Source organism: Enterobacter sp. JBIWA003 (genome assembly GCF_019968825.1).
GTDB classification, from domain to species: Bacteria; Pseudomonadota; Gammaproteobacteria; order Enterobacterales; family Enterobacteriaceae; genus Enterobacter; species Enterobacter quasiroggenkampii.
Genome location: NZ_CP074170.1, coordinates 2,626,338 through 2,641,543, shown reverse-complemented (window position 1 = coordinate 2,641,543; position 15,206 = coordinate 2,626,338). Strand labels below are relative to the sequence as shown.

The following is a 15,206-nucleotide window of genomic DNA, read 5'->3' as shown; positions in this document are numbered from 1 at the left end:
AATCCAGTTAACGGGGAATGCGCCCTCGGTCACACCTTGATGAAATTTCCTGAAGCCGTACGGTGCGGCGCATTTGCGCGGTCTACGTTTAATAAGGGAGATATTTTTACGGCACGGCTGCCGCTAAATTTCATTGCGACAGGAGTAACTCTTATGAGCAAAAATTTTGCCCGCAGCAGCCTGTGTGCGCTCGGCATGACCATCATGACAGCGCAAGCCGCAGAACCCCCCAAGGCCATTGGCGACGGGGAAGGTCGACTGGATATTATCGCCTGGCCGGGATACATCGAGCGGGGGCAGACGGATAAAAACTACGACTGGGTCACCCAGTTTGAAAAAGAGACCGGGTGTGCGGTCAACGTCAAAACGGCAGCCACGTCGGATGAAATGGTCAGCCTGATGGCGAAAGGGGGATACGATCTGGTGACCGCCTCAGGTGATGCCTCCCTGCGGCTGATCATGGGCAAACGCGTCCAGCCGATTAACCCGGATCTTATCCCCAACTGGAAAACCCTCGACGAACGGATTGTGAAAGGGGAATGGTTTAACGTCGGGGGCAAGGTCTACGGCACACCATACCAGTGGGGGCCAAACCTGCTGATGTACAACACCAAAACCTTCCCGACGCCGCCGGACAGCTGGAGCGTGGTCTTTACTAAACAGGATCTGCCGGACGGTAAAACCAATCAGGGACGCGTGCAGGCGTATGACGGCCCGATTTACATCGCCGATGCCGCGCTGTTCGTCAAAGCCACGCAGCCGCAGCTGGGTATTAAAGACCCGTACCAGCTCACCGAAGCACAGTATGCCGCCGTGCTTAAGGTGCTTCGCGACCAGCATGCCCTGATCCACCGCTACTGGCACGACACCACCGTCCAGATGAGCGACTTCAAAAACGAAGGCGTCGTGGCCTCCAGCGCCTGGCCGTATCAGGCGAATGCGCTGAAGGCCGAGAACCAGCCCATTGCCACCGTCTTCCCGAAAGAGGGGGTGACAGGCTGGGCGGACACCACCATGCTCCACGCACAAGCTAAACACCCGATGTGCGCCTACAAATGGATGAACTGGTCGCTAACGCCGAAAGTGCAGGGCGATCTGGCTGCATGGTTTGGTTCCCTGCCTGTGGTTCCGGAAGGGTGTAAAGCCAGCACGCTGCTGGGCGATAAAGGCTGCGAAACAAACGGTTATAACGAGTTCGACAAAATCATGTTCTGGAAAACCCCCATCGCAGAAGGCGGCAAATTTGTCCCTTACAGCCGCTGGACGCAGGATTACATCGCCATCATGGGCGGTCGTTAATTGCCCGGGAGCAGAACATGACGTATGCAGTCGAGTTTAACAATGTTTCCCGCCTGTACGGCGACGTCCGGGCGGTGGATGGGGTCACCATTGCGATTCGTGACGGAGAGTTTTTCTCCATGCTGGGGCCTTCGGGCTCCGGCAAAACCACCTGCCTGCGTCTGATCGCCGGTTTTGAACAGCTGTCAGGTGGCACGATCTCTATCTTCGGCAAAGAGGCGAGCGAACTGCCCCCCTGGGAGCGGGATGTGAACACCGTGTTTCAGGACTACGCGCTGTTCCCGCATATGTCGATCCTCGACAATGTTGCCTACGGGCTGATGGTCAAAGGCGTCGACAAGAAAAAACGCCATGCCCAGGCCCGTGATGCCCTGGAAAAAGTGGGCCTGAGCTTTGCCATCGCCCGCAAACCTTCACAACTTTCCGGCGGCCAGCGTCAGCGTGTCGCCATTGCCCGCGCGCTGGTGAATGAACCGCGCGTCCTGCTGCTGGATGAGCCTTTAGGGGCGCTCGATCTCAAGCTGCGGGAACAGATGCAGTTCGAACTGAAGAAGCTTCAGCAGGAACTCGGCATCACCTTTATTTTTGTCACCCACGATCAGGGCGAGGCTCTTTCCATGTCGGACCGGGTGGCGGTGTTCAATAACGGGCGCATCGAGCAGGTGGATACCCCGCGCGATCTTTACATGCGTCCGCGCACGCCGTTTGTCGCCGGTTTTGTTGGCACCTCTAACGTTTTTGATGCGGGCCTTGCGCAGACACTTTGCGGGATGGAGGGCACCTTTTCCCTGCGCCCGGAACATATTCGCCTCAATGAACAGGGTGACGTGCAGGTTCAGGGCGTCGTGCAGGCCGTTCAGTATCAGGGGGCTGCCACGCGTCTGGAGCTGAAGCTCGCCGATGGCGCCAAACTGCTGGTGAGTCAGGCTAACTTCAGTGACGTCTCGCCGCTGAGCGGCATTGCGCCGGGGCAGGCGGTCATGGCGTCATGGTCACGCGACGCGATGATCCGCCTTCACGAGGAGAGGTGAAATGGATATGAGTGTCGCGCATCCTCCCGCCCCGCGCGGCCGCTTAAGCCGCATGACCGCACTGTTCTGGCGTAAACCGTCGCTCGGCCTGTTCCTGCTTCTGCTTGCGCCATTGATGTGGTTTGGCATCGTCTATTTAGGATCGCTGCTGACGCTGCTGTGGCAGGGGTTTTACACCTTTGACGATTTCACCATGGCGGTCACGCCGGATCTGACGCTGGCGAATATTCAGGCGCTCTTCAACCCGGCAAACTACGACATCATCCTGCGCACGTTAACGATGGCGATTGCGGTGACCATTGCCAGCGCCATCCTCGCATTCCCGATGGCCTGGTACATGGCGCGATACACCAGCGGCAAGTGGAAGGCTTTCTTCTATATCGCCGTGATGCTGCCAATGTGGGCGAGCTATATCGTCAAAGCCTACGCCTGGACGCTGCTGCTGGCGAAGGACGGCGTGGCCCAGTGGTTTCTCAGCCATCTCGGACTGGAGCCGATTCTGACCTCAATCCTGACGCTCCCGGCAGTGGGCGGTAACACCTTGTCCACCTCCGGGCTGGGACGGTTTCTGGTGTTCGTCTATATCTGGCTGCCGTTTATGATCCTGCCCGTCCAGGCGGCGCTGGAGCGCCTGCCGGCCTCGCTACTGCAGGCCTCAGCCGACCTCGGCGCGCGTCCCCGTCAGACGTTCCGCTATGTCGTTCTGCCGCTGGCCATACCGGGCATTGCGGCGGGGTCCATTTTCACGTTTTCCCTGACGTTGGGGGACTTCATTGTTCCTCAGCTGGTCGGCCCGCCGGGCTATTTCATCGGTAACATGGTCTACTCGCAGCAGGGCGCTATCGGCAATATGCCAATGGCCGCCGCGTTCACGCTGGTACCTATCGTACTGATTTCTCTTTATCTGGCGTTCGTGAAACGTCTGGGAGCATTCGATGCACTCTGAACGCGCACCGCTGTTCCTGAAAGTGGCAGCGTGGGGAGGCGTCATCTTCCTGCACTTCCCGCTGCTGATCATCGCGACCTATGCCTTCAACACCGAAGACGCCGCTTTCAGCTTTCCGCCGCAGGGGCTGACGCTGAAGTGGTTTAGCGTGGCGGCGGGGCGCGGCGACATTATCGAATCCGTGACGTTGTCACTTCAAATTGCCGCGCTTTCCACCGCCATTGCCCTTGTGCTTGGCACGCTTGCTGCAGCAGCGCTTTGGCGAAGCGCGTTTTTTGGCAAGAATGCGATCTCTCTGCTGCTGCTGTTACCGATTGCGTTACCGGGGATCATCACCGGCCTGGCGCTGCTGACGGCTTTCAAAACGATCAATCTTGAGCCGGGGTTTTTCACCATCGTCGTCGGACACGCCACCTTCTGCGTGGTGGTGGTGTTTAACAACGTGATTGCCCGGTTCAGACGCACCTCCTGGAGCCTGGTGGAAGCGTCGATGGATCTCGGGGCTGACGGGTGGCAAACCTTTCGCTACGTGGTGCTGCCCAATCTGGGTTCCGCGCTGCTGGCCGGGGGAATGCTGGCGTTTGCCCTGTCGTTTGACGAGATAATCGTCACAACATTTACGGCGGGACACGAGCGCACGTTACCGCTGTGGTTGCTCAACCAGCTCGGGCGTCCGCGCGACGTGCCCGTCACCAACGTTGTTGCTCTGCTGGTGATGCTGGTGACAACTATCCCCATTCTGGGAGCCTGGTGGCTAACCCGCGACGGCGAAAACATTGCCGGCAGCGGGAAATAACAGTGAATTCAACAGGAAAATGCTATGCAAAAACATCTGCTGATAAACGGTGAGCTGGTTGCCGGAGAAGGTGAAAAACAGCCGGTTTATAACCCGGCCACCGGAGAGGTACTGCTGGAAATTGCTGAGGCGTCAGCGGCCCAGGTCGACGCGGCGGTGCTGGCTGCTGATCGTGCTTTTGCGGCGTGGGGACAAACGACACCGAAAACCCGCGCCGAGTGCCTGCTGAGGCTGGCGGATGCGATTGAAGCGCACGGCGAGGCGTTAGCCCGGCTCGAGTCCCTTAACTGCGGTAAGCCGCTACACTGCGCGCTGGGGGATGAAATTCCGGCGGTGGTCGATGTTTTCCGTTTCTTTGCCGGGGCCGCCCGCTGCCTGAACGGCCTCGCCGCTGGCGAGTACCTTGACGGCCACACGTCAATGATTCGCCGCGATCCGGTAGGCGTGGTGGCCTCTATCGCGCCGTGGAACTACCCGCTGATGATGGCAGCCTGGAAGCTGGCCCCCGCGCTGGCAGCAGGGAACTGCGTGGTGATTAAGCCCTCAGAGATCACGCCCCTGACCGCGCTGAAGCTGGCAGAGCTGGCAAAAGATATCTTCCCGGCGGGCGTTCTGAACGTGCTGTTTGGTCGTGGGAAAACGGTCGGCGACCCGCTCACCGGGCACGAGAAGGTCCGTATGGTCTCGCTGACCGGTTCGATTGCGACCGGGGAACATATCATCGGCCATACGGCGTCCTCGATTAAACGCACCCATATGGAGCTGGGTGGCAAAGCGCCGGTGATCGTGTTTGATGATGCCGACCTGGATGCGGTGGTTGAAGGCGTGCGAACGTTTGGCTTCTACAATGCCGGGCAGGACTGTACGGCGGCCTGCCGCATTTATGCCCAGAAGGGAATTTATGCCCAACTGGTGGAAAAGCTGGGTGCCGCGGTTGCCAGTCTTAAAATGGGTGCTCCGGAAGACACCTCGACCGAACTGGGACCGCTCAGCTCGGCCGCCCATCTTTCACGCGTCTGCCAGGCCGTCGATGAGGCGAAAGCGCTCGGTCATATCCAGGTTGTCACCGGCGGGAGCAAAAAAGAGGGGGCGGGCTACTACTTCCAGCCAACGCTTCTGGCGGGAGCAAAACAGGACGACGCCATCGTTCAGCGCGAGGTGTTTGGCCCGGTGGTGAGCGTCACCGAATTTGATGACGAGGCGCAGGTGCTGGCCTGGGCGAACGATTCGCAATACGGCCTGGCGTCATCGGTCTGGACCAAAGACGTGGGGCGCGCCCATCGCCTGAGCGCACGCCTGCAGTACGGCTGCACCTGGGTGAATACCCATTTTATGCTGGTGAGCGAAATGCCACACGGCGGCATGAAATTATCGGGCTACGGGAAAGATATGTCGGTCTACGGGCTTGAGGATTATACGGTCGTCAGGCATGTGATGATCAAACACTGATCCGCTCAGCCTGGCCGCTTGCGCGGCCAGGCGTTCTCCTTGCCCGCCACACGTGTTACGTAAGATACTCAATTGTTATTAGCCGTAATTTTTAAGTGGTTATTCTGTAACGAAAAAACTTGATCTGTGTCAACATATGACGCATATTGCGTGCGGTTATTTTTTCGGCTCTGGTATACAGAATGACGTTGTATCAAAAGATGTTGGTTTTTTACGCAATCATGGCTTCCATCTGCGCATTAATCACCTGGTTCCTCTCTAAAGACCGCAAACGTATCCGCCTGCTCAGCGCTTTCCTGGTGGGGTCAACCTGGCCAATGAGCTTTCCCGTTGCGCTGCTGGTCTCGCTTTTCTGAAGCACGCTTCCAGTTTTAAAAGATGAACATAGCATTCCTGATGTGATGACTGTATAAATACACAGTGCATCATAAAAGGAGTGCTTATGAACAGTTTTTACTCGCAGCAGGCCGGTTGCACCGTGCGCTGGCACGACTTGCCTGGTACCGGCGATCCCGTGGTGTTCATTCACGGGCTGGGCTGCGCCTCTTCCTATGAATATCCCCGCGTCGTTTGTGACCCGCTTTTTGACGCGCGCAGAGCGATTCTCATCGACTTGCCCGGCAGCGGCTACAGCGATAAGCCTGAGCACTACAGCTATAAAACCACTGACCAGGCGCACGTTGTCGCGGAACTGATTGACCATCTTGAGCTGGATTCCTTCTGGTTATATGGCCACAGCATGGGCGGCAGTATTGCTATCGAAACGGCGGGGCTGCTGGCAACGCGCGTGAAGGGACTGATGGTGTCAGAGCCCAATTTTCATGCGGGTGGGGGCATGTTCAGCCGGTCTATAGCGGCGCAATCCGAGCAACAGTTTCTGGAGCACGGATATGACGCCATGCTCAGCGCAGAAAAAACAGCGTGGGCGGGATGCCTGCAGAGCAATGCCGCTTATGCCGTCTGGCGCGGTGCATCTGGCCTGGTGGCGGGCGTTGAACCGGAATGGGAAGCGCAGTTCCTGTCACTCCCTTGCCCGGTAACGTTGATTTTTGGCGAGCTCTCTCTGCCGGATGACGATGTGGAAAATCTCCAGCAGAAGGGCGTTGAGGTGAAAATTATTCCTGCGGCGGGGCACTCAATGTCCTGGGAAAACCCCTCTGCGCTGGCGCGGGCCTTAGCCGAATGTATGACGGAGTGATTATTGTGCAATGTATCATCGTTGCGAAATGTAGGCCGGGTAAGCGCAGCGCCACCCGGCAAGAAGGGCGGCTACTTTATTAAAGCCCGTAGTGCCTGACGTGCGTCAGGCTGAACATCATGCGGGTGCTGGTAATCAATGTTCTCTATCGCGCGGCTATAGAGTGCGACCAGCCAGTCGTAAACGTACGCGGTAGCCGCATGGACCGGCTGTTCTCCCAGGCGCGTCAGGCGAGGTTCGGCGCTGCTGACCACCGGCGTGACGAAGATGGCCTGGCCCTTGCGGATGCGGCTTGCCGGACGCGTCGCCACGGGCGTCTGGTCGTAACCCAGCCAGCCAACGAAATTGCCCATCACGGCATGCAGTTGCGCAGCGCTACTTTTATCTGCTTCGACAATTCGCTGCAGCTGTTGAGGCAGATTCAGCCGGTAGCTAGTGACGACCAGCACATCCGCGATTTGCTGTAACACCTCAGGATCCAGCCCAAGACGGGCGGCGGTCGCCTCGTTGCGGCTCCACTGGCGCAGATGATTTATCCATACTCTGTGCGCCAGACGCGCTTTGTCTTTGGTCTGGAACAGGCCTGCGCTTTCCTGGGCATTATCAGCAAACAGGTCAATGGTATCCGTAAACAGCCCGTTAACCTGCTCCTCGCGCGGCTGCTGAACGGCCAGCAGCGTTTCAAAGGCCTTCAGCGGGGGCAGCAGGCCTTCAAGCAGCTCGCCGTGGCGGGCGGCACTGCTTTGCAGCATGCGCACCATGTTTTCTGCCTGAGCGCGTCGGGTACCCGGTTCCTCAATCAGCGGTGCCAGGTAGCTTTGCATCAGCGCCGAGAGCTCCTGATGCAGCGCATTTTTCAGCGTGCCGAGACGTTTCTGTCGCTGCGCGGGCAACGTGGCCTGAGACAGCCACTCAATGACGCGCTGCATGCTGTGGCTGTCCAGGGCCTGGAGGGTGCCCCAGCGCAAGCCCGGCTTTCCGAGCAGATGCTGTACGGCTTCGTCGAGGTTCTGCCGGGTGGTAAAGCGGGCGTCATGCGGGGTGATCGCCCACACCAGCCCCGGCAGGGCTGATTCTTCGGCAGGCTGCGTCTCCCTGACCCAGTTCATTAACACTTTTGCTTTTTTGGCCGTCTGTTCGTGCTGCGCCGTCGCGTTACAAATCACCAGCACATCAGGTTGAAGCTGTTGGCGATAGTGCTCAAGCAGCCACTGGGATTTCGCCTGGCGTAGCGGATCGGCATGGTGCTCTTCAAACACCGGGATATCAATGATATCAACATTATCCAGCGCGCCGCTCTCAACGGGCAGCACCACTTCGCGGGTCAGGAAGGCCAGCACATCGACCGGGAGGCTGATGGCGTTAAGCATTTCACCGTTGTTCAGCGGATGGAGAAGCGTCTCCTGTGCATGCTGAAGCGCTATCGAGCCGTCGTGCGTCAGGAACCCTTCACCCGGCAGCCCAAAGCTGTCCACCAGCAGGCTAAGGGGGGCCGCAAGCTCGCTGGCATGGCTGGTCTGGTGCAGCACATGGGCCAGGTTTAACCACTGCTGGGTCAGTTCCTGCTGTTCGCCCCAGAGCAGCGACCAGACGCTGGCTCGCGTGCTGAGATCGAGTGAAGGCACCAGTTGGGCAAACTCATGCCACAGGGCATCATCAATTTGCTGTTTCGCTGCGGGTACCGTGCTCTGCCAGAAGCGGGCAATTGCCCCCACTTCCTGAGCGGTGATGCCGGGCACGCTCTGCGGCTGGCGCAGGCCGCGCCATTTTTCCAGACGTGTCTCGATGACCGCCTTATCCACCGCGCGCATCTGCGGGTGCTGCGTCGTGCGGGCAATAAACAGCTGTACCAGCTCGGCCTCGGTGACCAGGCTCAGGCGCAGCGGAAACGCCTCGTCAAGCGCTTCCGGGATTTCCCGGGTGAAGCGGACGGCCATATTGGTCAGGGCATGTCCTGGATTGATATGTGAAAAATAGTCAAAAGTGCGCTGGCCTGGCGTCACGTTCAGGCGACCATTGCCGCTGCCGCACAGCGATAAGAGCAGGTGCGCTTTCGCGCTCTGCGAATGGCCGTAAAGCCCAATGTTGCTCTGGCGGGTCATGGCGCGTTCAATGGCCTGCTCCCGCGCCTGCACCGCGTTGATGCGAGCAAGCAGGGCGTCGGCATCGTTATCCAGCACAGGGGCGGTCAGGCGCGTCTCGTTAATCCACCCGATTAAGGCCTGAGTGGTGTTCGTGGTCGCTGTCATTTCAGGTATACGCTCCCGCTGTCGATCCAGTAGTGGCTACCGCTGTGTCGGCGATCGGCCAGGGTATTCAGTTTGAAAGTTAATGCGTCAGGTGCCACCGGCGTGCCGTCCTGCAGCCAGGCATCGCTCAGCTCGAAGGCCTCCGGACCTTCCTGCTTGCTGCCGCCGCAGAGCTTGAGCCGCACGTTCAGCACGCCGTCGCCGGCAATCGCTTTTGCCAGTTCGGCCGAGTTAATGCTGAGCGTGTAGAGTGGCGTGGCCGGCCAGCGCGCGTTTGCCAGTTGACGGAAGCCGAGAGTCACGTTACCGCGCAGCGGGAAGTGCAGACGCGCATCAAGCTTCGCGCCGGGTTTATCAAGATCGATATCCTGATACCAGACGTTTTCCTCGCGCAGGGTATTGACGGTGTTATCCAGCACGCCCAGATAGCGCACGGTGGAATACGCGCCAATGTCCGCGGCTTTAAAGTTGAAGCGCGGCAGACGCAAGTCAAGCGCCAGGCTGCAGAGCATGGCCCCCACGGCAGCGGTCGATTTCGGGTTGCCAATGCGCCCTTGCTGACTGAACGGATACCACTCATGTACCTGGTATTTATCCAGCCAGACGATGCGATTGACCGGTACCGGCTGCAGGTGACGAATGAGCGCCTGAACCCCAGGCAGGCAGCCCGGGCGTCCGGTGATCAGCAGAATGTCGCAGCTGTAATGGGAAATCGCCTCACACACCGCATGGAGCGGGGAGGCCAGCGTAAACTGCCCGGCCAGCATCGCATCCTGCATTTCGCGGAAGTTCACATGCAGCGGCACGGCGAAAAGATCGAAAGCGTCTGAACCCGCAGGCAGGGCATGATCGATCGCCTGCTGCAGATAGTTCATCACGTTGCGGGTCGGCTTCTGCGGCAGCAGATCGCCAAAGGTGGCATGCAGACCGGCCAGCGGATCGTCAACGTCGCTGGATTCCCATCCGGCAAGAATGGCATGGCCAATCGGCATAAAGAGCTGCAGCGCCGTTTGCTGGCGCAGCACGGCCTGGGTATCAATGCGTCCGGAGTCACCGAACAGCGAGGCCATCAGCAGCGAGGCATCCGCGATACCGGATTTCTGCAGCTGCGTTTGCAGAGCGGGCAACACGTAGCGCTGAATCACGTCCAGAAGCGTATCGTCGCCCGCGACCTTAAACCCTTCGCGGAACAGCAGCTGCGGGGTGATTTTGACGTTATTGCCGGAACCGTCGTCCAGTTGGTAATGAGTGATCGCCATATCCGTTGTGCCGCCGCCGATGTCGATGGACGCGACGCGCAACGCGCGTCCCGGCTGGCTACCCGGCTCAGGCTCACGGTCCGGACGGGCAAGGGAGGCGAAGAAGGCTTCGGTCTGGCCGCCAAAGCGGGAGATGGCTTCGTTATACAGCCAGACCAGCTGACCGCAGCTGGCTTCATCCCACTCCATCTGGATTTCAGGTACCGGCACCACGCTTTTTTCCTGCTGTTTGCGGGTGACAAAATCCTCATCCTGCGGGTGCCATCCCATCGCTTTCCAGACAATCGCGATGGCTTCAAACATGCGGCGACGGAAGATCTCGCGCTCCTGCTTTGGCATGGCGGAGGGCAGCGTCAGGATCAGCGTGCGCAGCTGGCGCGGCGAGGCAGGGAAGCCCAGGCGCAGGCGCGTGGCGACGCTGTTGATCTGCCCCAGCGCCTGTGCCAGCAGCTCGCACAGCATATGGGTCATCAGGGTGCTGCGGCTGTATTGCGGCGAGAAGACCGGCAGGCGCTCGTCCTGCGGCAGCGTGAAGAGCGGTTCGCCGTCATCGTTCATCAGGTTCATCAGCGGGAACGCGGTGGCAAGCGGTTCACGCTGGGTCTTGCTGTTCATCTGGCTAAAGCGCCAGTCCTGCACGACCGGGGTTTCATCCCACAGGTAGCGACGCGGGCTGGAGATACCGCTGTTGCCTTCGGTTCCCAGACGCTGCATCGCCAGCTTGCGGGCCTCATCGCCGACGCGGACAATCGACGGCCAGACAAAGGCGTCTTCGCGACCGCTTTCCACCGAGAAGTGCTGCTTGCCAAAGCGCGCTTCTGAAAACTCGAGACGGCTGGTGAACAGCGGCTCGTTCAGGAACTGCGGCTCGCTGAGCGAGCGAACCTGCAGCTCGGCGGTCTGACGCAGCCCATCGTTCGCATCGCCGTGGTCTTCAATAATGACGCCACAGGTGTGGGTGTTACCCACGTCAAGGATCAGGTCGACCGGAATGGCTGGCGTGCTGAGCGTATGGGTGACAAATTTCACTTCCGGTACGGTGAGCTGTTCACCGAGCATGGTCAGCAGGTTAAGCCAGTGGGCCTGATATTCAAAACTGCGCATCGCCTGCTGCAGGTCGCGTTCAGAGCGGTTCTCAACGCCGTCGGCATACTGGGTAAACGCCTCGCGCAGCCAGCCGTCAATCCAGGTCTGATCGAGGAAACTGTCTACCTCGTTATCGCGCCACGCCAGCGCGAAGCGGGTCCCGTTCAGAATATCGTTTTCCACCGGAGAGAGCGCGGACGTGGCATGATCGGCAATCTGGCTGTCAAGCGCGAGGGTGACGCGGTGTGTATTGCCTGCCGTGTCCGGGGTGTCAAGCTTGCGCACCTGAACGCGCGCCCAGTTATCCGGCCCTTCAACAAAGGTCCGCGGCGGGTTGAAGCGCAGGAACGGAACCGGAAGCCAGACGCCATCCAGTACCGTCAGCGATTGATGCAGCGGAATGGTGGTTTCCGGTTTGACCACTTCAGGCTGCCCGCCGTTCATGCCGGGCAGGGTATAGCGACCGTTGACCAGGTCGAAATCGAGGCGCAATAGCGGGCCGTTCGCGGTTTTACGTACGAAGCGCCCGTTGCTGGCGGAGTCCTGCGGCGTCAGACCGAAATCGAGGAACTGCACGCCGCTGTTGGCAATAAGCGTGACGCTTTGTTTATAGTCGCAAAGATTTACCAGCATAGGATCAGGCACCTGCTTTCTTGAACGTCAGTGGGACGACGGTGTTGGCATCATAACGGGCGCGACATTCTGCGATATCGCTGGTGCCTGCTTTACAGGCAATTTCCGGCATCGGGTAGCGGGAACCGTCGGTGCAGCGGGCAGTGCCGCGACTCTTAATCATCAGCTCGCCATTGCTGTGCAGCCCGGAGAAGACCTCCGCGCGGCAGACAATGTTGTCGCCATGGACAACGCGGGCGAAACCTTTATTGTTCTGGATCTGATAGCGCAGCGACGGCGGCTTGCCGGTAACCGGATCTTTCACATCGAGGATGGCGCGCCAGTTGCCGTTCAGGAAACGCGTCGATCCCGCTTTTACCTGATTCGCTTCCATCACCATGGCGTCTTTCGGGATGGCGACAATCACCACCGGAGCGGGCTGTGGCGCAGGAGCGGCCGGAGCTGCGTCTTTTTCTTTGCTGGCCACGACCTCCGCCTGATGCAGCGGTAGCTTCATCGCCAGCGGCTCAACCGCTTTGATCGGTTTTGGCGCAATCTCCACAGGTTCAGGTGTGGGAGCCGGGGCGGGCTCAGCGGAAGGTGCCTGTTTTGGCCACAGCAGCGGGGCGGCAATGGCGGCGACGATCACGGCGGCAACCGGCAGGGTCCACAGGGGAACGCGGCGCTTTTTCACGACGTTCGCCGGAGCAGGCGCCTGAACAGGTTGTGCAACGGCGGGGGCCGGTTCGGGCTCATACAGCTCCCCCGGCGTAATACGCACCACCGTGGAAGGGGCGATCAGCGGCTCGTCAGCATGCTCAAAGGTCATCACCGGCTCTGGCTCAGGCTCGGGTTCAGGATCGTCAATCACAACGGGGGCTGGCTCAGGGATCAGCGATTCACGCAGGCAGTCGAGGACATCGTCGCGCGCGTTCTCGTTCAGGTTTACAAACCCCCAGAAGCTAATGACCGGCTTTCCGTCCACCAGGAAGAGGAAGTTTTCGCCCGGAAACTGAAACGCCTTTGACAGCAGAGAGCCAAAAAGCTGTTGCGCGGTTTTAGGCGACTGCAGGCATTTCTTGCTTAATGACTCGACGCTGGCGAGCGTGTTTTCCAGATAGCGCAGGGCGCGATAGCGATCATCTTCATCGGCCGCTTTCCAACTGATTACGCTCCCTTCAACCGGGGAATACCAGTCCACGCGGTCGCCGCTGTCGTTGACCTGAGGAATCGCCAGACAGTCGACGATGGCCTGTTGTTTGCGCAAACGGAGCGCTTCCCGGATTTGCAACGCTGATTCGAAAACGGCTTGTCCGCCGCCGCCAACGGCCTGAAAATCATCCAGATTACCGCTGCGTAAAAGAGTTTTTGCCACGATTTGATCCCATATACTTCTTCACACCATTACTTTAACGAAACGAGGAAGCAAACAAACGGAGGAAGAGACGCTAAAAGCGCCGATTTCTTGCGGCATAGAAAGTGACGGTTGTGCTTGACGAATAATGGCACTTAAGGCAAATCATCTTTTTGAGCGCTGGCGGTTAAAACAGCAAAAAACGCGGCTTTAGAATAACCTGATAGTGTTTCGTTATTTGCCAGGTCAAAACGCCTGTGCTGTTATTACTGTCCTATATAATAAAACTGTCAGGGTTATAACCATGTCTACAGGGAAAACACTGCTCGCCCTTGCGCTGAGCGCGCTGTTACCAGCCGGTGCCGCATGGGCGGCAAATAACGACACCCTTATTTACTGTTCAGAAGCCTCCCCCGAGTCCTTCAACCCGCAAATCGCCAGCTCTGGCCCGTCTTTTGTGGCCAGCTCTCAGGTGCTGTATAACCGTCTGATCAATTTCGACCCGGTGAAAAACACCCCGGTGCCGTCGCTGGCGGAGTCCTGGACGATTTCGCCGGACGGCAAGACCTATACCTTTGCCCTGCGTAAAGGGGTGAAGTTCAACAGCAACAAATACTTCAAACCGACGCGCGACTTTAATGCCGATGACGTTATTTTCTCGGTCATGCGTCAGAAAGACCCTAAACACCCGTACCACAACGTGTCGCAGGGCAACTACGAGTACTTTAATGATGTCGGTCTCGATAAGCTGATCCAGGACGTTAAAAAGGTCGATGATTATCACGTCCAGTTCACCCTCAGCGAACCCAACGCCGCATTTCTGGCCGACTGGGGGATGGATTTCGCCTCGATTCTCTCCGCGGAATACGCCGACGCGATGCTGAAAAAAGGCACGCCTGAAAACGTGGATACCTGGCCGATTGGTACCGGGCCATACGTGCTGCAGCAGTATAAAGTGGATTCGCTGATCCGCTACGTCGCGAACCCGAACTACTGGGAGGGCGAGGTGCCGACGAAGCATCTCATCTTCTCAATTACGCCAAACGTGGAAACCCGCCTGGCGAAGCTGCAGACCAACGAGTGCCAGATCATTCCTGCGCCATCCCCGGTTCAGTTTGACGCCATCAAGAACAACAAAGACCTGACGCTGCACGCCGTCGATGCGCTGAACGTCGGTTATCTGGCGTTTAACACCGAGAAAAAACCGTTTGATAACGTGCTGGTGCGTCAGGCGCTCAACTACGCGACCGACAAGAAGGCCATCGTTAATGCGGTCTTTATGGGATCGGGCACGGTGGCAAAATCGCCGATCCCGCCAAATATGCTGGGCTTCAATAAAGACCTGAAGGACTACAGCTACGATCCTGAAAAAGCGAAAGCCCTGCTGAAGCAGGCGGGTCTGGAGAAGGGCGCGGAAGTCACGCTGTGGTCAATGCCGGTGCAGCGTCCGTATAACCCGAATTCGCGTCGTATCGCGGAGATGATCCAGAGCGACTGGGCGAAAGTCGGCGTTAAAGCCAAAATTGTCTCTTACGAGTGGGGCGAATATCTCTCCGGAATGCGTAAAGGCGAGCATGACTCCGCGCTGTTTGGCTGGATGTCCGACAACGGCGACCCGGACAACTTTGCCGATGTACTGCTCGGCTGCAACAGCATTAAAACCGGCTCAAACGCCGCGCGCTGGTGCGATAAGGGGTATGATGCCCTGGTACAAAAAGCGAAGCTGACCAGCAGCCCGGCCGAGCGCGCGAAGCTCTATGGCCAGGCGCAGGAGATTTTCTACCAGCAGGCGCCGTGGATTGCGCTCGCAAACGGGAAAACGTTCTACGCGACCCGCAGCAACGTGACCGGGTACAGCGTAAGCCTGATGGGCAGCGATTTCTCAAAAGCGAAGCTGAACTAAGCCTTTTTAGCCGGGTGGCGGCTC

At 58.6% G+C, this 15,206-nt stretch carries 11 protein-coding genes; 8 read left to right on the top strand and 3 right to left on the bottom strand.

Translation table 11 applies throughout. From position 1 onward, the window contains the following. Window positions 1–153 precede the first annotated feature (153 nt). The 7 genes from ydcS to KGP25_RS12645 all read left to right on the top strand — a co-directional run bounded on the left by ydcS (window position 154) and on the right by KGP25_RS12645 (window position 6,719). Window positions 154–1,299, top strand: coding sequence for a putative ABC transporter substrate-binding protein YdcS (gene ydcS / locus KGP25_RS12675; protein WP_024907240.1), 1,146 nt, complete (start codon window positions 154–156; stop codon window positions 1,297–1,299). Between the two features lie 17 nt (window positions 1,300–1,316). Next, window positions 1,317–2,330, top strand: coding sequence for an ABC transporter ATP-binding protein (locus KGP25_RS12670; RefSeq protein WP_032674887.1), 1,014 nt, complete (start codon window positions 1,317–1,319; stop codon window positions 2,328–2,330). A gap of 1 nt (window position 2,331) precedes the next feature. Beyond that, window positions 2,332–3,276, top strand: coding sequence for an ABC transporter permease (locus KGP25_RS12665; protein WP_008501290.1), 945 nt, complete (start codon window positions 2,332–2,334; stop codon window positions 3,274–3,276). Then, on the top strand, window positions 3,266–4,072 hold the full coding sequence (locus KGP25_RS12660) for an ABC transporter permease (RefSeq protein ID WP_023292290.1): 807 nt from the start codon (window positions 3,266–3,268) through the stop codon (window positions 4,070–4,072). The genes KGP25_RS12665 and KGP25_RS12660 overlap by 11 nt, the downstream gene beginning before the upstream one ends. Before the next feature lie 24 nt (window positions 4,073–4,096). After that, complete coding sequence (gene patD, locus KGP25_RS12655) at window positions 4,097–5,521, top strand: aminobutyraldehyde dehydrogenase (protein WP_223539046.1); 1,425 nt, start codon at window positions 4,097–4,099, stop codon at window positions 5,519–5,521. A 182-nt stretch (window positions 5,522–5,703) separates the two neighbouring features. After that, window positions 5,704–5,877, top strand: a complete 174-nt coding sequence (locus tag KGP25_RS12650; protein WP_013096478.1) for a GhoT/OrtT family toxin — start codon at window positions 5,704–5,706, stop codon at window positions 5,875–5,877. Between the two features lie 86 nt (window positions 5,878–5,963). Continuing rightward, on the top strand, window positions 5,964–6,719 hold the full coding sequence (locus KGP25_RS12645; protein ID WP_223539045.1) for an alpha/beta hydrolase: 756 nt from the start codon (window positions 5,964–5,966) through the stop codon (window positions 6,717–6,719). A 71-nt stretch (window positions 6,720–6,790) separates the two neighbouring features. Here the strand turns inward: KGP25_RS12645 and KGP25_RS12640 are convergent, their stop codons facing one another. From KGP25_RS12640 to KGP25_RS12630, 3 genes are read right to left on the bottom strand one after another with little or no spacing between them, the layout of a single operon-like run. Continuing rightward, on the bottom strand, window positions 6,791–8,968 hold the full coding sequence (locus KGP25_RS12640; protein WP_223539044.1) for a virulence factor SrfC family protein: 2,178 nt from the start codon (window positions 8,966–8,968) through the stop codon (window positions 6,791–6,793). Continuing rightward, window positions 8,965–11,946 carry a virulence factor SrfB gene (locus tag KGP25_RS12635; RefSeq protein ID WP_196346412.1) on the bottom strand — a complete coding sequence of 994 codons (2,982 nt, stop codon included), beginning with the start codon at window positions 11,944–11,946 and terminating at the stop codon, window positions 8,965–8,967. Before KGP25_RS12635 ends, KGP25_RS12640 begins: the two co-directional genes overlap by 4 nt. 4 nt (window positions 11,947–11,950) lie before the next feature. After that, window positions 11,951–13,300, bottom strand: a complete 1,350-nt coding sequence (locus tag KGP25_RS12630) for an SrfA family protein (RefSeq protein ID WP_223539043.1) — start codon at window positions 13,298–13,300, stop codon at window positions 11,951–11,953. Between the two features lie 283 nt (window positions 13,301–13,583). Between KGP25_RS12630 and KGP25_RS12625 the strand changes: the two genes are divergently transcribed. Next, entirely contained in the window at window positions 13,584–15,182 is a 1,599-nt protein-coding gene (locus tag KGP25_RS12625) for an ABC transporter substrate-binding protein (protein WP_128301699.1), read from the top strand. Window positions 15,183–15,206 lie beyond the last annotated feature (24 nt).

Coding starts and splice junctions, on each gene's coding strand:
- ydcS (WP_024907240.1), top strand. CDS start 154: ATGAGCAAAAATTTTGCCCGCAGCAGCCTGTGTGCGCTCGGCATGACC.
- KGP25_RS12670 (WP_032674887.1), top strand. CDS start 1,317: ATGACGTATGCAGTCGAGTTTAACAATGTTTCCCGCCTGTACGGCGAC.
- KGP25_RS12665 (WP_008501290.1), top strand. CDS start 2,332: ATGGATATGAGTGTCGCGCATCCTCCCGCCCCGCGCGGCCGCTTAAGC.
- KGP25_RS12660 (WP_023292290.1), top strand. CDS start 3,266: ATGCACTCTGAACGCGCACCGCTGTTCCTGAAAGTGGCAGCGTGGGGA.
- patD (WP_223539046.1), top strand. CDS start 4,097: ATGCAAAAACATCTGCTGATAAACGGTGAGCTGGTTGCCGGAGAAGGT.
- KGP25_RS12650 (WP_013096478.1), top strand. CDS start 5,704: ATGACGTTGTATCAAAAGATGTTGGTTTTTTACGCAATCATGGCTTCC.
- KGP25_RS12645 (WP_223539045.1), top strand. CDS start 5,964: ATGAACAGTTTTTACTCGCAGCAGGCCGGTTGCACCGTGCGCTGGCAC.
- KGP25_RS12640 (WP_223539044.1), bottom strand. CDS start 8,968: ATGACAGCGACCACGAACACCACTCAGGCCTTAATCGGGTGGATTAAC.
- KGP25_RS12635 (WP_196346412.1), bottom strand. CDS start 11,946: ATGCTGGTAAATCTTTGCGACTATAAACAAAGCGTCACGCTTATTGCC.
- KGP25_RS12625 (WP_128301699.1), top strand. CDS start 13,584: ATGTCTACAGGGAAAACACTGCTCGCCCTTGCGCTGAGCGCGCTGTTA.